This window comes from Streptomyces sp. NBC_01261 (assembly GCF_036226385.1).
GTDB lineage: Bacteria > Actinomycetota > Actinomycetes > Streptomycetales > Streptomycetaceae > Streptomyces.
Genome location: NZ_CP108463.1, coordinates 351650 through 370465 on the forward strand (window position 1 = coordinate 351650; position 18816 = coordinate 370465).

Here is an 18816-nt window from a genome sequence, read left to right on the forward strand (position 1 = left end):
CGCCCGGCTCGCGAGCCGGCCACCCCAGGCCGATCCCCCTCGGCCACCTCTCAACCACAGGAGCGAATCCCCATGGTCACCCCCCACTTCATACCGAGTCTCCGCAGACTCACGGCACTGAGCAGACTGACCCTCGTCATGCTGCTCGCCGCGGTTCTGTGTGCCTTGTTCACCGTCTCCCCCGCCCGCGCGGCGGACGGCCGGATCACCGGCCTCGCCGGCAAGTGCGTCGACGTCGCCGGGGCGAACTCCGCCAACGGAACCGCCGTTCAGCTCTACGACTGCAACGGCACCAGCGCCCAGACCTGGTCCAACCCCGGTGACGGAACCCTGCGCGCGCTCGGCAAGTGTCTGGACGTGGCCTCCGGCGGCACGGCCGACGGCACAGCGGTCCAGCTCTACGACTGCAACGGCAGCGCCGCCCAGAAGTGGGCCGTCAGCTCGGCGAACGACATCGTCAACCCGCAGGCCAACAAGTGCCTCGACGTCACCGGCAACAACTCGGCCAACAGCACTCGGCTGCAGATCTGGACCTGCACCGGCGCCGCCAACCAGAAGTGGAGCGCCCCCGCGAGCGGTGGCGGGACCACACCTTCCGGCTTCGTCGTCAGTGAAGCCCAGTTCAACCAGATGTTCCCGAGCCGGAACGGCTTCTACACCTACCAGGGCCTGACCGCCGCCCTGTCCGCCTACCCCGGCTTCGCCAAGACCGGCTCCGACACGGTCAAGAAGCAGGAGGCCGCCGCCTTCCTCGCCAACGTCAACCACGAGACCGGCGGCCTGGTCTACGTCGTCGAGCAGAACACCGCCAACTACCCCCACTACTGCGACACCTCCCAGCCCTACGGCTGCCCCGCCGGGCAGGCCGCCTACTACGGCCGCGGCCCCATCCAGCTGTCCTGGAACTTCAACTACAAAGCCGCCGGCGACGCCCTGGGCATCGACCTCCTCAACAACCCCTACCTGGTGCAGAACGACTCGGCCGTCGCCTGGAAGACCGGCCTGTGGTACTGGAACACCCAGTCCGGCCCGGGCACGATGACCCCGCACAACGCGATGGTCAACGGCGCTGGCTTCGGCCAGACCATCCGCTCCATCAACGGCTCCCTGGAATGCGACGGACGCAACCCGGCCCAGGTCCAGAGCCGCGTCGACGCCTACAACCGCTTCACCTCCATCCTCGGCGTCACCCCCGGCAGCAACCTCTACTGCTGACACCCGTCCTCCAACACGCCTGATACGAGGGCCGGTTCATCCGCGAACCGGCCCTCGCACCGCACCCGCCGACACGCTCCGGAAGGTGCAACCGCTCCACTGCGAACCGGGCGTCTCCCACCCCGGAATGCCTCAAGGCCACGAATGACGGCACCTCTGGCACTGGAATTGGTGTCATGACTGTCATCACGCTGCGCATTCCCGACGCCATGGACAAACAACTCCGGGACGCCGCCGCCGGCGCCTCGTCCCTGAACGACTACATCGTGCGCGCCGTACGACGCCAGATGACCCTCGACGCCGCACGCACACTCGCCTCCACAGCGCCCCTCGACCTGGCGGGCGAAGGCGACGCCCTGTGACCATCCGCAAGGGCGACGTCTGGGACGTCGACACCGGCAAAGGCACCCGCACCATTCTCGTCGTCAGCCTCGACGGACTCGCCGACGCCTACGGTGCCGTCGCCGTCAATCCCCTCCAGCTCTCCACGCTCCGCTTCCAGACCGGCACACCGCACGGGAACATCGGCCCCGAACAGCAGGAACTCGTCGACAACGCCCTCCGCGCGGTCCTCGACCTGTAAGCCCTGCGTGGAGGACAGGCAAGGCCCAACCGCTCGGACAGCCTTCCCTGCCGGGCAGACCGGCCTGGATCGCGACGACGTCGCCGTGCAACACGGCCCGACCCTCGGTGGCCGACTGCCGTGCACCACACCACGGACTCGAACTGGCATCGAATCGATGCACACATCGATTCGATGTGGCTTGTGAGAGACTCGCAGCATGCTGGAACTGGCGATATTGGGCTTCCTGGACGAGGGCTCCCTGCCCGGACACGAACTGCGGCGCAGGGTTTCGCAGTTGACCGGGTACACGCGGCCGGTCAGCGACGGCAGTCTCTATCCGGCGATCAACCGTCTCGTCAAGGCGGACCTGGTGGAGCGGCGCGCAGACCTGGCCGCCGGCGCGGCGCGGTACGTGTTGAGCCTGACCGGCGCCGGCCGCACCGAACTGCTGAAGCGGCTGCGCAAGCCGGCCGACCACGAGATCACGGACTTCACCCGCTTCTTCACCATCCTGGCGTTTCTCTCGCAGCTGCCCGACGTGTCCGAACAGCACGCGGTACTGCGCAGACGCCTGGAGTTCCTGGAGGAGCCGGCGAGTTTCTTCTCCGACGCCGACGGGCCCCTGCGGGCCGAGGCCGTGGCCGACCCCTATCGGCGGGGCATGCTGCTCACCGCCCGCGCCATCAGCAGCTCCGAACGCGCCTGGCTGCACTCGGTTCTGGACGGCACCGAGCCCACCGAACCCCCTATCTTCCCGCTCGACGAACCCGCGAGCTGACCGGCCACGGAGGTATCCATGCTTGCGTCCTGGTACGACGAACAAGGCCTCGCCACCGACGTCCTGCACGTCGGCGAACTGCCCGACCCCATCCCCGGCCCCGGCGAGATCCGCGTCCGCGTCACCGTCTCGGGCGTCAACCCCGGCGACACCAAGAAGCGGCACGGCTGGCTCGGCTCCTCGATGCCCCACCCCCGGGTGATCCCGCACAGCGACGCCGCCGGGGTCGTCGACGCCGTCGGCGAAGGGATCGACGCCCGCCGGGTGGGGCAGCGGGTGTGGGTGTACGGCGCCCAGTCCTACCGCCCCTTCGGCACCGCCGCCCAGTACACCGTCGTACCCGCGGAGTTGTCCGTCCCTCTGCCCGACCACCTCAGCGACGAACTCGGAGCCTGCCTGGGCATCCCCGGGATCACCGCCCACCGGGCCGTGTTCAGCGACGGCCCCGTCGACGGACAGGTCGTGCTCGTGCACGGCGTGCTCGGCGGTGTCGGCTCCCTGGCCGCGCAGCTCGCCCGGTGGGGCGGCGCGACGGTGATCGGCACCGTGCGGCGCGGCAGCGACCTGGACCGTGTCGACCCTGCCGTGGTCTCCCACGCCGTGACGCTCGACGGGGACGACCCCGTCACCGCGATCCGCGCGTACGCCCCCGCCGGCGTGCACCGGGTCGTCGAAGTGGCCCTGTCCGACAACGCGGACCTGGACAACGCCGTCGTCGCGAACGGCGCGGTGATCGCCGCCTACGCCACTCGGGACGACCGGCCCCAACTTCCCTTCTGGCCGCTGCTGTTCAACAACGTCATGCTCCGCATGCTCGGCAGCGACGACTTCCCCGAGCCGGCGAAACGGCAGGCGGCCCGCGACCTCACCGCCGCGGCCGCGGTCGGCATGCTGACCGTCACCGTCGGCGACCTGTACCCGCTGGAGAAGATCGCCCAGGCCCACGACCGTGTCGACGCCGGCGGCCGGGGCCGCGTACTGGTGACCCTCCCCGACTGAACTCCGCCGACCCCGATCCGGGCTGACCGGCGTCGCGTCTCAGCCTCCCCGCGTGGTCCCCTCGCTCACCCGCCCGCCGGACGTGTGGGTCCAACTCGGGACGCCACCCCGACGAACCCCAACTCGCCCAGCTGATCGGGGAGTTGTCCGTGCACAGCGAAGGCCTTCCGGCGGATGCGGGCCGACCATGACATCCTCGCCTACACCGTCGGCACCAAGCGCTTCCACCACCCGCTGGTGGGCGACCTCACCCTCGACTGCATCGTCCTGGCCGTCGAGGGTGACCCCGACCAGATGCTCACCGTCCTCACCCCCGAACCCGCGTCACCCTCCGCGAAGGCCCTCGACATACTCGCCACCAGCGCCCAAGGCCGAAGCCTCCGTACGGCGGACCGTCGAGCACTTCGGACGACTGGACACCCTCGTCAACAACGCCGGACGGATACTCCTGGGCCCGGCCGTCGGCGCGGACGCCGAGGAGTGGGACCGAATATCGGAGTCAACGTCCCGGGCCTCCTCCACACCACCCACGACCCCGCCAAGCTCGCCCGTACCCTGCTCACCATCGCCGACCAGGACAAGCCGCTGCCGCGCTTCGTCACCGACGCCGACGCCCGCGCACCGCCGAAAACGATGGCCGTACGGCCGGAACGGGCCGTGTCAGCCGACCCTGCCGTGCCTGCTCGTCCCGTTGGGCCACAGTCGTGGACGGCGTTTCGCGGCGATGTCCTCGACCCACCCGACAGCCAGGACGACCAACCCGATGAGAGGCCAGACGAGCAGGAACATGAGGACGTTGTACGACGTGTCGAGTGCCGACGACGCCTGGTCGCTCTGCATGAACGGCAGGTCGTACGCCTGGTCGATGATGGGCACGGTCGCCGCGATCAGCAGGTTGTGCCAGAGGTAGATGGTGACGGCCCGGTTGTTGGAGAGCGTCACGAACTTGTCCCACCTGCGCAGCCGACCGGGGAGTTCCTGCCAGGACGGGGAGTACCGGAGCAGGATCACCACGAACCCGAAGGACCAGCAGGCCTGGGCGAACGGGATGTCGTTGAGGTCCCAGCCGTCGGGCCCCAGGTGTCCCGAGGCCCACCACAGGCCGAGAGCCATGACCAGGGTCGAGACGGAGACGCCGAGGTAGCGCGGGACCTTCGCGAGCAGGCCGTCGTGATGGGCGAAGCCCAGGATCCAGCAACTGCCGTAGACCGCGAAGTCCGTGACCGCGTTGCCGGTCTCCCCCGGGACGGTGATCAGCCCGGTACCGACGATCGCCGTGAGCGCGAGGGGCGCGAACAGGGTGGGCCACGGGAAACGCCGGAACGCCCACAGCAGCAGCGGGGAGGCGAACACGAACCACAGGTAGGCGCGCAGGTACCACAGCGGACCCACCGCCTGTACGGCCCAGGTGTTCTCCAGGAGGCCGGACTGGGAGCCCAGGCTCCAGGGGAAGGGTGGGGCGCCGATCGGCACGAGGTAGTTGAGCAGTTCCAGCAGACCCCAACTCCCGCTGTGGTCGGGGTCCTTCACCGGGTTCCAGCCGCCCGCGAACATCATGGCCAGCACCACCGCGCCGAACACCCACAGCGGCGGTAGCAGTCTGCGCACCCGGCTCTTGATCACGCCGAGGGGAGGCCGGCTGAGGGACCGTGCCATCAGCGAGCCGGCCAGGGCGAACATCACGCCCATCGACGGGAACACCACGCTCAGCCAGGCCCAGCCGAAGAGGTGGTAGACGACGACCCGGACGAGGGCGATCGAGCGGAGGAGGTCGAGGTAGCGGTCACGGCCGGGCTTCTTCGCCGGGGACGTGACGGCTGCGGGCTCGGTGCTCGGGTGGTAGGGAATCCCGTATGCCGGTTCCGGGCTCGTGCCCGCCGGGTGTCCGTGGCTCATCCGACAGGGTTCCGATCGTGGGTGCTGTGGGCGCGCTGTCTCGGGATCGAGTCGCCCGGTGCTTCGACGGCTCCGGTGCGGCGCAGTTTCTGCCAGCGCAGGCGGCCTCCGGTGAGCGCGGTGATCCAGGACTGGAGCAGCACGACGTACATGAGTTGGCGGTAGAGGATCTGTTGCAGGGGCAGCGAGAGGAGATGGGTCATGCGTTCGCGGTCGAGGCGGAAGGCGTACGCGGCGCAGATGACCTGGATGGCGAGGACGCCGAGCCAGGCCACGATCGTCTTCTCGGTCGGGCCGAACACCAGGCCGTAGAGCAGGAACACGTCGATCAGCGGGGCCAGCAGTGGAGCCAGCACCATGAAGAGGGCGACCAGCGGGAGGCCGACGCGGCCGAAGCGGCCGGACGGGCCCCGGTCCAGCAGGGCGCCCCGGTGCTTCCAGATCGCCTGCATCGTGCCGTAGGACCACCGGTAGCGCTGCGACCAGAGCTGCTGGACCGTCTCCGGTGCCTCGGTCCAGGCCCGCGCCTTCTCGGCGTAGACCACCCGCCAGCCGTCCCGGTGCATCGCCATCGTGATGTCGGTGTCCTCGGCGAGCGTGTCGTCGCTCATGCCGCCGACCCGCTCCAGCGCGCTTCTCCTGAAGGCCCCCACGGCGCCCGGGATCGTCGGCATGCAGCGGAGCATGTCGTACATGCGGCGGTCGAGGTTGAAGCCCATCACGTACTCGATGTGCTGCCAGGCACCGATGAGGGAATCCCGGTTGCCGACCTTGGCGTTGCCCGCGACCGCGCCGACGCGCGGGTCGCCGAAGGGCTGGACCAGCTCCCGTACGGTGGCCGGTTCGAAGACCGTGTCGCCGTCCATCATGACGATGAGGTCGTGACTGGCGTTCGCCAGGCCGCGGTTGAGGGCGGCCGGTTTGCCCGCGTTGAGTTGCCGGATCACCCGTACGTCGGGCAGGCCCATGGCTTCCACGATCCGGGCGGTGCCGTCGGTGGAGCCGTCGTCGATGACGACGACCTCGATGGGGTGCTCGCCGGTCATGAGCGAACGGACCGTGTTCTCAATGCACTTCGCCTCGTTGTACGCCGGGACGAGGACCGAGACCGGTTCGGTGACCGGCGGGCCCCAGGCGAAGCCCCGGCGGCGCACCCGGCGGGCGTGTGCGGCGGACAGCAGCAGCATCAGGACGAACCGCGTGATCACCAGGGAACCGACCACCGCGAGGGCGACCACCAGGATGTCCGTGGCGTCGTCGGAGATCTGGACCAGGAAGACCCAGGCCTTGCCCTTCCAGAGATCGAGGTCGCTGACCGGGGTCAGGGCGCTGGGTGCGCCGAGCGCGTCCGTCAGGTTGTCGAACGTGTAGCCCCGCGACTGGAGTTGGGGCAGGAAGATGTTGAGCGCCTGCACGGTCTGGTGGCGGTCGCCGCCCGAGTCGTGCATCAGGACGATCGCGCCCTTGCCGCCGCGCGGGGTCGCGTTGCTGATGATCTTCGCGACGCCCGGCTTCTGCCAGTCCTCGCTGTCCGTGTTGTTGACGACGGTCAGGTAGCCGCGGCTGCCGATGTACTGGGTGACCGGCCAGGCCTTGTTGTCCATGGCATCGGCGAAGGAGGAGTACGGGGGCCGGAAAAGTGAGGTCCGGATACCGGCCGCACCGGTGATCGCGAGCTGGTTCTGGGACAGCTCCCAGTCGATCCGCTTCTTGGACTGGAAGGAGAGGTCGGGGTGGTTGAAGGTGTGCAGGCCCACCTCGTGGCCCTCGTCCACCATCCGCCTGACGAGTTCGGGGTAGCGCGAGGCCATCGTGCCGGTGACGAAGAAGACGGCGTGCGCGTTGTGCTTCTTGAGCACGTCCAGGACCTTCGGCGTCCAGGTCGGGTCCGGTCCGTCGTCGAAGGTGAGGACGATGCGGTGGTCGGGCACCTGGTGACTGGTCTCGCGGCCGCTGCGGGTGTCGATGACCGGGCCGCCGTCCAGGATCTTGTCCGGCACCTTGTCGGTCGCGGCCTCGGGCTGGATGCGGTGGTCGGCGAAGATCTCGCTGTGCACGTAGCCGTGGAGCATCATCATCGCCAGGAGGGCGACGAGAAGCAGCAGGGGAAGCAACAGCCGCAGGGGCACGCGGCGTTGCGGGGAGCCGGCAGCGGTGGTGCCTGCGGCTCGTCGTCGGCTGATGAGGGATGGCATCGAGGGGTGGGCTCTCCAGGAGCGGAAGCGAAGCAGGCGGAGGAAGCAGCGGAGGTGTGGGGAGGAGGGGAAGCAGAGGGAGTCGGGGAGGCAAGGAGGCGGAGGAAACGTTTCAGCAGATCCAGTCGGCGCCCAGGGTCATGTCGGCGAGGTGTCGGTCTCTGCGGAGGACGACGGGGAGGGGATCGTCGACGCGTCGGTGCCGTCCGTGGCGCTCGGAGCCGGGCTGGCCGACGAGTTGCCCGTGGGGGCGGTGCCCGGTGCGCTCACCGTGACCCCCGGCTCAGTGGCCGACGCGCTCGGCGACGCGCCGGAACTCGACGTTGCGCCGCTGGGCTGTGCGCCCGAGGCCGTCGGAGTGCCGGTGCCGGTCGGCGACGCGTCGGCCGCGGTGCCGACGGAGGGGGTGATGGCGTTCTGGCCGACCGTCGCGGAGGCGGACGGCGACGCCGACCGCGAGGGCTCCGGGGAGGTGGCGACCTCTCCGGCGGAACCGTCACCCTGCTGGCCCGGCACCGGCAGCCAAGGGGCCGTCGAGTTGCCCGAGAGCAGCGTCGCGCCGATCACTCCGGCGTAGAGGGCACAGGCGGCACCGAAGCCGATGCCGACGCGGCGCAACCGGCGGCTACGACGGCCGGACTCGTCGACGAAGACCGGCGTGTCAGACAGCTGCCGGGAGACGGTCCCGCCGAGGTCGCCCGGCGCGTCGGGGCATGGCGGCAGGTGCGCACGGTCCAACTGGATGGTGACCTCGTGCGGGTCGTGTACGCGCTCCGGGCCGCGAGTGTCCGGTCGCCTGCCGGACCCGGGTCGGTGGGGCGCCACCCCCGGGCCGTCGCCGTCGCCGTCACCAGCGCCGCTGCCACTGTCGTCGCCGTCGCCTGTCGACGCGTAGGCGACCTCTGTCGTACGGAATGCCCGATGCTCGCCCGAGTCGACGAGCTGTCGACTGGCACCGGTCTGCCAAGTGACCTCTGCGGTTCGGGGCGTTCGGCCGGCGAAGGCGGCTCCGTCGGGCGGGTCGACACGTCGATGCCGATCCGGTTGGGCGTCTTCTCGCCAGTTCTTCACGTACGCACTTCCCCCACAGAAGTGTCATGAGTGCGCGAGCGACCTGGGCCAGCGCCGAACGGGCCGGTTCATTGCCCAGCCTGAGCGCACCCTCTGACAGGTCTTGCCCGGATCGAGAAGATAACTCATGTGAGGGAAGTGTGTGCCATCGTGCCCAAATCGTGGACGTTGAACAATCAATTACGTCTGGATTTGATCGCTCCGTAAATGGCAAGAACATCGTTTTACGCATCTAACCGCCCATAGGGTCCGGTTCTGGTCGGCGAATGTTCCACCACGCCTTGCCCCTTGCCGCAGGACCGCCGACCGATCAGCAGGATGGCGCTCCGGCGGCGCCATCGGCAGTGCGGGAGCGCACCGACGCCTGGACAGGAATCGGGCCGTGACGTCCGGCGACCGCGCCTCACCGAAGGAGACACCGGACCGACTCGGCCCTGCCGATCAGCCGGCCCTTGACGGACGGCCGTCAGTAGCGGTCGCAGGTCTCGCGGACGTAGCCGTCGTGGCCAGCACCGGTCGCCCCAACCCGCACAGGCCTTCCTCATGTCCTTCTCGGTGTACTCGACGACGATGACGTGGTCACCGAACGCGTCGACGTAGGCCCCGCATTCGTCGTACTGTCCGCACTCCTCCACCACCGCGAAGTCCAGGCCGACCCGCTTGCGGTCCTTGGCGAGTTCGAGGGTGTTCTTCTGCGCGATGGCGAGGTGCCGGGCGTGCGCGTGGCGGGCGAGCAGGGTCTGGAAGGCCTCCGCGTCGGCCGCGGTGACCAGTCCGTGCGGGGCGCGGGTGTAGTTGTCGTAGTTGTCCGGCTCGGCCACGTCGAATCCCTTGTCGGCGCACGAGCCGATCCAGTCGTCCACCCCGTTGGGACGTCAGGAGCGACCGTGACACCCGCACACCTTGGAAGCCGTACGGCGCGAAGGCCGCCCTCGGCGATGCCGAAATAGCCGACGGCGGGTCCGGCGCATGCGCCCGGTCATCCGACATCACCACGATCAGGACCAAGCCCAGGCTCCCGAGCCGGTCGACGAGTTCACAGGGCGCGGGTAGTCTCCCTCGGGCCACCACTCCCCCACATTCCTCAGACGCCGCCATCTGTCGGTATCGGCACGGAGGGCACCTCATGAGCCAACTTGTCCGGTACCTGACATTACTTGTCCTGGGTGCTTCCCTCCTGTTCCCGATCACCGGAGCGGCCTCGGCGACTCCGGTGCACGGCAACGCGCCCGCCGTCCAGGGCTCCTGGCAGCCACCCCTCTCCACCCGTGGGCGCTACATCGTCGACGCGAACGGCGACCGCTTCCGGCTGAAGTCCGCCAACTGGGACGGCGCGCAGGGCTCTTGGACGGGCAGCGGCAGCGAGGCCGACAGCGCCAACCACCACGCCGGCCAGAACTCCTACGGCATCCCCCTGGGCCTGGACCGCGTACCCCTGGCCCAACTGATGGCCGACTTCCATGAGTTGGGCATCAACAGCATCCGGCTGCCGTTCTCCAACGCGATGATCCACGACACCACAGCCGTACCGGACGCCGCCGTGGCGGCCAACCCGCAGCTGCGCGGCCGGACACCGCTCCAGGTGTTCGACGCCGTGGTCTCCGCGCTGACCTCGGCCGGCTTCGCCGTCATCCTGAACAACCACACCAACACGTCCCGTTGGTGCTGCGGAGTCGACGGCAACGAGCGATGGAACAGCAGCCAGTCGACCCAACAGTGGGCGGACGACTGGGTGTTCATGGCCCGCCGCTACGCCGCCGACCCCCGTGTCGTGGGAGCCGACCTCTACAACGAGGTACGCCGTGACATCTTGAACGACCCGAACTGGGGAGGTGGCGACGACCACGACTGGTACGCCGCCGCTCAACTCGCCGCCGACCGTATCCTCACCGAGGCCAACCCGAACCTGCTCATCGTCATCGAGGGCATCAACTGGACCGGTCTGCCCATCGACGGATTCGCCCACGGCCGCCCCCTGCTCACCCCCGCCCGCACGCTGTCGCACACCCTGGTGGCCGCCCACAAACTCGTCTACTCGGCCCACTTCTACGGCTACACCGGCCCCCACCACAGCGGTGCCACCGGCATCGGCGAGACCAGTGACCCCCGTTACCAGGATCTCAGCCGCGACGCGTTGTACCAGGCCCTGTACGACGAGGCGTTCTTCGTGTCCCAGGACGACGGCAAGCACTACACCGCCCCCGTGTGGATCAGCGAGTTCGGCATCGGAGCGGGCGAGACCGGCACCGCCGCGCGCACCTGGTTCGGCAACGTGACCGACTACTTCGCCGACCACGACGCCGACTTCGCCTACTGGCCCCTGGTCGGCTGGCAGGGCCACGACGACTGGGCCCTGCTGCGCTACGACCCGGACGGCACCCGACACGGCCTCCTGGACGACGCGGACTGGCGCGCCGCCGGGTGGCAGCGACTCATGTCCGCCTCCTCGCTCAGCGGTCCCGTCAGCCCGGTACCCGACTGGCAGATGCTCGCCACCGACCACGGCGACTACGTCGAGTCCGTACGGGTGCGCGCCACCGGCGACTGGGACCCGGGAGCCTCCAAGGCGGCCTGCCCGGACGGCCTGCGGCTGACCGGTCTCGGGCACACCTCGGGCCGGGGCCTGTGCACGGACGTCAGCACGGGCGACCTGCGTGCCGCAACCGGCGCCCAGACGGTCGTCACCGACGAACGCAACGTCCCGCAGGGCGGCGACTGGGCCTCCGGATACACCAAACTCCAGTGCGCCCAGGGCCAGTTCCTCATCGGCTACAGCCACCGGGGGGTGCGGACGTCGGCAGCCCTGTGCGCTCCCGCCGGTGCCGCACTGGCGGGTACCGAACGCACGGTGTGGTTCGACCGGTCCGACAACCGGCCCAACAGCGCCGGCGGCGGAGACTTCGCCGTCAGCGACTACAAGGGCCAGTGCGCGGACGACGAGTACGCCGCGGGCATCGCCTACACCACCCGCATCGGCAGCTCGCCGGGCCCCGCGGCCCTGCTCTGCCGCCAACTGGCCCACTGACCTTGGTCGTTGACCTCACTCCCGTTTCGGGCGGACGAGTTCACGAAGGTTTCGCTTCGATGCTCCGAGGCGAACAGCCGCACCCGGCAGGCGAGTTGTGGATGCCGTCGAGCCGCCTGGTCGGCTGCCGTCACGCGGTCGGCAGGAAGCGGGCCCTGAGGTGCGCGGGAGCCAGTCGGTCGACGAACTCCAGTGTCACCGATGCCGCGTTCGGTGACTCGATGGTGAAGCGGTGTGCCAGCCAGGAGGTGGTCAGCGTCAGTTGACGCATGGTCAGCGCGGCGCCCAGGCACACTCGTGGTCCGGCACCGAAGGGGAGGTAGGCCGGTCCGGGGGCCGCTTGCCCGTCCAGCCATCGGGTCGGGTCGAACTCGTCCGGCCGGGACCACCAACGGGGGTCCCGGTGAATCAGGTAGGGATTGAGCAGTACGTCGTCGCCGGGGCTGAGCGACCACTCGCCCAGCGTGGTCGCCGTGGCGGCGGTACGGGTCATCAGCCACGCGGGCGGATACAGCCGGAGCGTCTCCCGGACCACGGCCTCGGCCAGCGGGGTGCCGCCGCCCGCCGGTCCGTCGGCCTCGTCGCGGAGATCGAGCACGAGCCGGGGGCGGCGGGCGAGTTCCCACACGACGGAGGCAAGGGCGGCCGCGGGGACGCCGTGGCCGCCCATGAGAACGCTGTGCAACGTCGACACCACGGTGTCCACGGGCGGGGCCGGTTCGGCTGCGAGAAGAAATCCGAGCAGGTCGTCGCAGGGCATGTCGGCCATCGACGCACGCCGCTCCCGGACCATCCCGGTCAGCCTTTCGGTCAGGCGCCGGTAGGTGCGGAAGTAGCGGCGATGGCGGGGCAGCGGCAGCCACGCGGGATACTCGTGGGACGCCTCCGCGAAGGCCTGAGTGGCACGGACGGTCTCGTGCAGCAGCTCGGCGATACCGGCCCGGTCCGCACCGAAGCAGTACTCGGCGATCGTCCGGGCGGTGAGCGTCCGCATCGTGGTGAGTACGTCGACATCCTGACCGGCCCCGTCGGCGATGACCGCGTCGAGGACCTTGGCGGTCAGGTCGTCGGTCGTGGCCGCCGCCGTCCGGTTGAGGCCCGGCCACACCGCCCGGCGTTCGGGTATCCAGGAGGTGGCGTGTTCGGCGGCCTGGTCGAGATCCCGCCGCATGTCGAACGGCGCCAGCTCGGTCACGAACGTGTCGCCGGTGCCGGTGAGCACCTCGTGGGCGAGTGCGGGATCGATCACGAACAGTGTGTGGTCGTCGTAGGAGAAGACGTCACCGTACTCACGGTGGCAGCGACGCAGGAATCCGATCCGGTCGGCCTCGTACTCGCGGGTGTTGCCCGTCAGCCAGTGCCCGCGTGGGCCCGGCGGCCGTCCGAGCTTCTCTCGGTACGCCATGCGCCCTCCCCCGGTGAATCGCGGGACCCCTCGTGAAGGGTCCCGCGATCGGCGTTCGCGCTGAACAGGTCGGGCTATCGGGCGTGGTAGGGCCAGTAGATGTAGCGTCCGCTGACCCGCTTCCGGCCCACCAGGTGAGCCATCAGGCGTCGTGTCCGTTTCATGAACACCTCACTGCCATCAGAGCGAATATTCGTTCGATCGTGCCACGGTCTCTTGCATCGGGCAATATCACGTCCGGGGCTTTCGCAGGCACGACAGATGACATGACGTCGCGTCAGATACCTTGCAGGACGAGGGAGTTGTTCGCGGAGCGATCAGAGCGTGCGGCTCGCAAGTCCCGAACTCCCCCTCCCCCGCGTCTGGTTGTCATTCGGGGCGGCTGAAGAGGTGGGCCGCCCAGAGCAGGGCCGTGACACCGATGGCGAGCAGAAGCGCGCCTTCCAGGAGCAGGGGAGGTTGCCGGCCGAACCACTCGATCCCCGCGCTGCCCGCCCGGTCCGGTACCCGTAGCGCGATGCAACGGCGGAGCAGGTCCACTCCGTACGCGAGCGGATTGACGGCGGTCAGTGCGTGCGCCCAGCCCGGCAGATTCGCCAGCGGGAAGAAGCCGCCGGAGAGGAACAGCAGCGGCATCATCACCAGGCCGAGCAACATGTGGAAGTTCTCGGGCCGACTGAGGCTTACGGCCAGCAGCAGGAGCAGGGCCGTGATGGTGAAGGAGGCCAGGATCATGCCGCCCAGAAGCAGCGTCAGAAGGAGCGGGTCGTAGGGCAGGCCGACGGCACCACCGAGGGCGAGGAGGACGGCGCCCTGGACCGTGGCGACGATGGTGCCGCCCGCGCAACTGCCGAGCAGGAGGGTGGACCGGCTGACCGGGGCCATCAGGAGTTCGCGCAGATAACCGCTCTGCCGGTCGGTGATCAGGCGGATGCCGACCACGATGGCCGGCGCCTGCACCGTCATCACGAGCACGCCCGGGAAGAGGTAGGTCTGGTATCCGACACCCAGTGAGGAGTTGGGGATCAGGGCGGCCAGTCCACCTCCCAGGACGAAGAGGTAGAGCACCGGCTGGAGCAGCATCAGGGCGGTGTGGGTGCGCTGGGCCGACAGGCGCAGCAGATCGCGGTGGACCAGGGCGTGGACCGCCCGTAGTTCGTGGCGCAGTACGGTCCCGCGCTCACGGCCGATGCCGCCGGAGGCGCCCGGCTCATCAGGGGTGTCGGAGGCGTCCGGGGCCGGGAGAGCGGATGCGGTCATGGGGCCTCCTCCTCGATGGTCGGCGTCGTTCCGTCCGGATCCGGGGCGGCCGGTGCCGGGTGGGGTCCCGGGGTGTGGATGCTGCGGCCGGTGTGGTGGAAGAAGACGTCGTCGAGCGTCGGCGGGGTCGCGGACGCGGCGTGCACCGCGATGCCGTGGGCTTCCAGCGCCGAGCAGAGACGGGGAATCCAGGCGCTGCCGTCGGGCACCCGCAGGGACACCCCTTCTGTGTCCAGGGTGACGGCGCCCGGCGGCGCGGTCCGGACCACGACCTGTCGTGCCGCCGTGTCGTCGCCGGTGCGCAGCGTGACACGGTCGTCCCCGATCTCCGCCTTGAGCGCGAGGGGCGTGCCCTGGGCCACGAGCCGGCCGTGGTCGATGATGCCGATGCGGTCGCAGTTCTCCGCCTCCTCCAGGTAGTGGGTGGTGACGAACAGCGTGTTGCCGTGCCGGTCGCGCAGGGCGCGCAGGTGCTCCCAGACCTGGGCGCGGGCGTGCGGGTCGAGACCGGTGGTCGGCTCGTCGAGGAACAGCACCTGAGGCGCGTGCAGCAGGCCGCGGGCCAACTCCAGGCGCCGGCGCATGCCTCCGGACAGGGTGCGTACCGGCGAGCGGTGCCGGTCTGCCAGTCCGACCGTCTCCAGGGTCTCGGCGGCGCGCAGCCGGGCGCGGCGGCGGCTCAGTCCGTAGAGGCGGGCGTGGATGTACAGGTTCTGTTCCGCCGTCAGGTCCGGGTCCAGGGCGCTGTGCTGGAAGAGCATCCCGACCCGCCGTCGTACCAGGTTCGGTTGAGTCCGTACGTCGACACCCGCCACCGTGGCCTGTCCGGCGGTGGGGCGGGCGAGGGCACACAGCAGGGCGATGGTGGTGGACTTTCCCGCGCCGTTGGGGCCGAGGAAGGCGTAGGTCTCGCCCCAGAGGACGTCCAGGTCCAGGCCTCGGACGGCGTGGGTGGTGGTGCCGTGCGGGCCCTCGTAGCTCTTGACCAGACCGCGTGTACGGATGGCGTACACCGGCTGGTCGGCGGACCGGGCGGCGTCGGGGTTCGTGCGGGCGGCGGTCAGCAGCGGGGCGGGAGTGGGAGCGGCGTCCTCGGCAGGTGGCTGCATATCGGGTCCTCGCTTACGGGGGGTCTTCCGCAGGCCTGCCGGCCGCAGCGGCCTTGGCTCCGGCCGGCGGCTGCCCGAGGCAACCACCGGCCGGAGGGTCTTGGCTATGCGCAGCTGACGCCCACGCAGACGGTCTGCAGGATCGTCAGCAGGCCGACGCACGCACAGGTGCCGGAGAACGATGCTCCGTCGAAGTCGACCGGGTCGGTCTCCGGAAGGGCGTGCAGGTGGGCAAGCAGTTCGAGGGCCTGGTTCTCCATGACATTCTCCTTCTGTGAGCGGTGGCGACAGGGATTTCTGTCGCTCAACCCGGCTGCTGGACGGACCAGAGCCGGGAGTCTGTGTGGAGGGTCCGCAGGAGGAACGCGAGGATTCCCGCGGAGCCGTCGCTCCAGCTCGTCGAGACGTCCCCGTACTCGTTGGGGAAGACGACGTGGCTGTCGCGGTGGGCGCGTTCGGCGACGAGGAGACGGGCCAGGTCCTCGGCCATCGCGCGGTAGGCCGGATCACCGGTGGCGTCGGCCATGTCGAGGAGGAAGTCGCCGTTGCCCGCCAGCCCGTGGCACTGGGTAAGGGCGGCACGGGAGGCGCGCTCGACTACGGCGTGGGTGGCGCCGCGAGCGAGATCGTCGAGCCGCTTGTCCCCGGTGCGCTGCCAGAGGCGGACCAGGAAGGATCCGACGCCAGCCGAACCGTGGCACCAGTAGGGGGCTGTCGGCAGATCCGTGGCCTGGGCGGGCCACTGGGCCGCCGCGCCGACCAGCACGGCGTGGGCCACAAGGTGTTCTCCCGCCGCCACGGCCAGTTCCCTGTGCCGCGGGTTGCCGGAGATCGCGGCGGCGGTGAGCAGGAAGCTGCCGATGCCGGATGTTCCGTGTGCGAAGCCCAGGTAGCGTTTGCCGGCCTCTTCGGACACGGCTTCCGCGGGGACGGGCCAGCTCACGCCGCCGGACGGTTCTGGCTCCGCGGCGGCGACCAGCCGGTCGGCCGCGTCGACGACCAGTTCGGCCAGGCGTGGGTCGTCGGTACAGTGCCACAGGTGGGCGGCGGCGAGTCCGCTGCCTGCCGAGCCGTGGGTGATGTCGTGGCTGGGTGTCGATTCCAGCGGGGCCAGCGCCAGGGCGACCGCGTGGTCCGTGAGCATACGGTCGTCCACGGCTCGTCCGGCGTCGTACAGCGCCCAGGCGATTCCCCGGCCGCCGAAGTGCAGTCCCGGGCGGATGGAGCGCAGGTCGGTGCGGGCGGCGATCCAGTTGCCCGCGGTGGAGATCAGCTCCGGCAGCCGGGGATCGCCGGTGCGCTCGAAGTACCAGGTCAGGACAGCCAGTACACCGGCCGCGCCCTGCTGGACGGTGCAGGGGTCGGTCTCCCCGGCCAGGACGGACACGGGCCACAGCCGGTCGGCGGCCGGGTTCATCGCGTCGACGAGGTGGTTCACCATCCCGGCGACCGCGCTCTCGACATCGGCCTGTGTCGCGACCTTCGGCTCGGCCGTCCGTGCCGCCGCGCCGGCACGGTGCCCCGGCGGCACCGGGTCCCTGCCCAGGAGAGCCGCGCGTGCCCTGGCGGAGTCCCAGCGCTCGCCGGGATCGTCCTTCATCAGCCCGCGCATCATCTCCGCGAGGTCGTCCGGCAGGCGCAGAGTCCCGGCGCAGGTGGTCAGCCAGTCGGCGAAGCGCTGCTCGTCGGACCGGTCGGCCGGCTCCTCGGGCAGCAGGTTCGGTACCTTCCCACAGAGCACGAAGCACACCGTGGCGCCGAGGCTGTAGTAGTCGGCCGTCGGGGAGACAGGAGCTCCCACCAGGCGCTCCGGGGCACTGAACCCGGGCGTCCCCACCTTCGTCGGGAGCGCGACATCGCCCTCCAGGACGGCGAGCTCCAGGTCGATGAGGCGCAGTTCTCCGTCGGGGCGGACCATGACGTTCCCGGGCGTGAAATCCCGCAGTACACAGCCGTGGGCGTGGGCCTCCGAGACCAGGTCCACCAGACGTCGGACCTGGACCAGCGCGTCCGCTCGGTAGCGTTTGCTGCCGACGTCACGGAAGCGCTCGGCGACCCAGACACGCAGGGGCACGCCCGGCACTTCCTCCTGGGCGAGGAACAGGTGTCCGCCCGTCTCGAACATCGCGAGCGGCTCGGGTGCCAGGCCCGTGTGCTTGAGCTTCTCCAGCGTCCTGGCCTCGGCCCGCAGCCAGTCGCGGACGTCGGAGCCGGACGCGTCGCCCTCGACGTGCGGCCGGGCCTCCTTGATCACCACCGGTCCGCCCGTGGTGACGTCGGTACCCCGGTAGACGCCCCCTTTGTTGGTGTGCCGGATCGCCTCCCGTACCGAGAACCGGCCGCCGAGCAGCACCGGGCTCCGCTGCGCCTTCTCCTTCTGCGGTGGAAGGGGTAACGATGCCGGAAAGGGGCTGACCGCCCAAGCGGGCGGGGCATACTGCCCGGTGCGCTTGTCCTCCACGGGATTGCCGTCCGGGTCCTCGATGAACCACACCAGCAGCCCTTGGTCCGACAGCCGCCGCCGGCCCACGAAAGCGCCGTAGCGATAATGCACCAGACTGTGGGGTGCGTACGGCTGGTCCGACAGAATCCGGGGGCCGATCAGCCCGGCCGTGGCCCGGTGCAGCGCCAGCGCCAATCGGGCCGCGTCGCTGTCGGAAGACGGGTATACGGTGATGAACTTGCCGGCGCTTCCCCGTGGTGTGGCACGGGAATTGAGCGCGCTCACCTGTTCGAGCGAGCGGACGAACTTGAATGCCGCGTCTTCGAGCAGCAGTACGTCCAATGCCCTTACGAGGACTTCCGGTGCGGAAGCGGCCGTCGCGGAGACATGTAGTTTCCAGCCTTGCCGACGTCGAATTCCGGACTGGAGAGTAAGGCGGCACCACATCTCTTCCGCGTCGGTCGTCCAACGCGCGTCCGTACCTGTGGCCTGCAATGCTCGGTGGAGCAGACTTTCGAGGTCGACTTCGGTTGCATGGCTCGTCATACGTGCCCCCCTCAACGACGAGAACCGCTGATTGAAATATTCCTTCAGTAGTAATAAATGCACAATGAGCCGCAGCGGGCGTGCGGCGTCACCGTGGGGGCAGGTGGCGTAGTCCGGCGCATATAGACGGCGCATATGCTTCGACGTAACAGATAATGCGTCACCCGTTCGATAATATCGCCCCCCATTTTCACGAAGAAACAAGCAGCCCAAGTCCATTCAGTCTGAATTTGTCGTTTATTGCCGTAATCCCATGCATCCGGTGAGATTTTCGGCTCGTTTGGTGATCCGCCCCGGGCTGCCACAAGG

14 protein-coding genes and 2 pseudogenes are annotated in these 18816 nt (G+C 69.5%); 7 read left to right on the forward strand and 9 right to left on the reverse strand.

The window, feature by feature from the left end:
- Positions 1 to 138: 138 nt before the first annotated feature.
- The 6 genes and pseudogenes from OG226_RS01500 to OG226_RS51450 all read left to right on the forward strand — a co-directional run.
- The gene (locus tag OG226_RS01500; RefSeq protein WP_329353288.1) at positions 139 to 1215 is read left to right on the forward strand and encodes a glycoside hydrolase family 19 protein; all 1077 of its coding nucleotides are present in this window, start codon (positions 139 to 141) and stop codon (positions 1213 to 1215) included.
- Positions 1216 to 1391: 176 nt separating this feature from the next.
- Positions 1392 to 1577, forward strand: coding sequence for a hypothetical protein (locus OG226_RS01505; protein WP_329347434.1), 186 nt, complete (start codon positions 1392 to 1394; stop codon positions 1575 to 1577).
- The gene (locus tag OG226_RS01510) at positions 1574 to 1798 is read left to right on the forward strand and encodes a hypothetical protein (RefSeq protein ID WP_329347436.1); all 225 of its coding nucleotides are present in this window, start codon (positions 1574 to 1576) and stop codon (positions 1796 to 1798) included. The genes OG226_RS01505 and OG226_RS01510 overlap by 4 nt, the downstream gene beginning before the upstream one ends.
- 199 nt (positions 1799 to 1997) lie before the next feature.
- Positions 1998 to 2558, forward strand: a complete 561-nt coding sequence (locus tag OG226_RS01515) for a PadR family transcriptional regulator (RefSeq protein WP_329347438.1) — start codon at positions 1998 to 2000, stop codon at positions 2556 to 2558.
- Positions 2559 to 2576: 18 nt separating this feature from the next.
- Complete coding sequence (locus OG226_RS01520) at positions 2577 to 3557, forward strand: NADPH:quinone reductase (RefSeq protein ID WP_329347440.1); 981 nt, start codon at positions 2577 to 2579, stop codon at positions 3555 to 3557.
- 174 nt (positions 3558 to 3731) lie between these two features.
- Positions 3732 to 3848, forward strand: a pseudogene (locus tag OG226_RS51450) (MmyB family transcriptional regulator); the annotation flags it as partial.
- A 369-nt stretch (positions 3849 to 4217) separates the two neighbouring features.
- Here the strand turns inward: OG226_RS51450 and OG226_RS01525 are convergent.
- From OG226_RS01525 to OG226_RS01540, 4 genes and pseudogenes are all read right to left on the reverse strand, one after another.
- The gene (locus tag OG226_RS01525) at positions 4218 to 5453 is read right to left on the reverse strand and encodes an acyltransferase family protein (RefSeq protein ID WP_329347442.1); all 1236 of its coding nucleotides are present in this window, start codon (positions 5451 to 5453) and stop codon (positions 4218 to 4220) included.
- The gene (locus OG226_RS01530) at positions 5450 to 7648 is read right to left on the reverse strand and encodes a glycosyltransferase (protein WP_329347444.1); all 2199 of its coding nucleotides are present in this window, start codon (positions 7646 to 7648) and stop codon (positions 5450 to 5452) included. The genes OG226_RS01525 and OG226_RS01530 overlap by 4 nt, the downstream gene beginning before the upstream one ends.
- 138 nt (positions 7649 to 7786) lie before the next feature.
- Entirely contained in the window at positions 7787 to 8719 is a 933-nt protein-coding gene (locus OG226_RS01535) for a hypothetical protein (protein ID WP_329347446.1), read from the reverse strand.
- A gap of 466 nt (positions 8720 to 9185) precedes the next feature.
- Positions 9186 to 9582 (reverse strand): annotated as a pseudogene (locus OG226_RS01540) (endo alpha-1,4 polygalactosaminidase); the annotation flags it as partial.
- A 263-nt stretch (positions 9583 to 9845) separates the two neighbouring features.
- On the opposite strand from OG226_RS01540, the gene OG226_RS01545 reads away from it, so the two are divergent.
- Positions 9846 to 11744 carry a glycoside hydrolase family 5 protein gene (locus OG226_RS01545; RefSeq protein WP_329347447.1) on the forward strand — a complete coding sequence of 633 codons (1899 nt, stop codon included), beginning with the start codon at positions 9846 to 9848 and terminating at the stop codon, positions 11742 to 11744.
- Positions 11745 to 11874: 130 nt separating this feature from the next.
- Here OG226_RS01545 and OG226_RS01550 read toward each other — a convergent pair whose 3' ends face one another.
- From OG226_RS01550 to lanL, 5 genes are all read right to left on the reverse strand, one after another.
- Entirely contained in the window at positions 11875 to 13149 is a 1275-nt protein-coding gene (locus OG226_RS01550; protein WP_329347449.1) for a cytochrome P450, read from the reverse strand.
- A gap of 369 nt (positions 13150 to 13518) precedes the next feature.
- Positions 13519 to 14409, reverse strand: coding sequence for an ABC transporter permease (locus tag OG226_RS01555; protein WP_329347451.1), 891 nt, complete (start codon positions 14407 to 14409; stop codon positions 13519 to 13521).
- Entirely contained in the window at positions 14406 to 15518 is a 1113-nt protein-coding gene (locus OG226_RS01560; protein WP_329347453.1) for an ATP-binding cassette domain-containing protein, read from the reverse strand. The genes OG226_RS01555 and OG226_RS01560 overlap by 4 nt, the downstream gene beginning before the upstream one ends.
- Positions 15519 to 15622: 104 nt before the next feature.
- Positions 15623 to 15778, reverse strand: coding sequence for a VenA family class IV lanthipeptide (locus OG226_RS01565; protein ID WP_329347455.1), 156 nt, complete (start codon positions 15776 to 15778; stop codon positions 15623 to 15625).
- Between the two features lie 44 nt (positions 15779 to 15822).
- On the reverse strand, positions 15823 to 18507 hold the full coding sequence (lanL, locus tag OG226_RS01570) for a class IV lanthionine synthetase LanL (protein ID WP_329347456.1): 2685 nt from the start codon (positions 18505 to 18507) through the stop codon (positions 15823 to 15825).
- Positions 18508 to 18816: the final 309 nt, after the last annotated feature.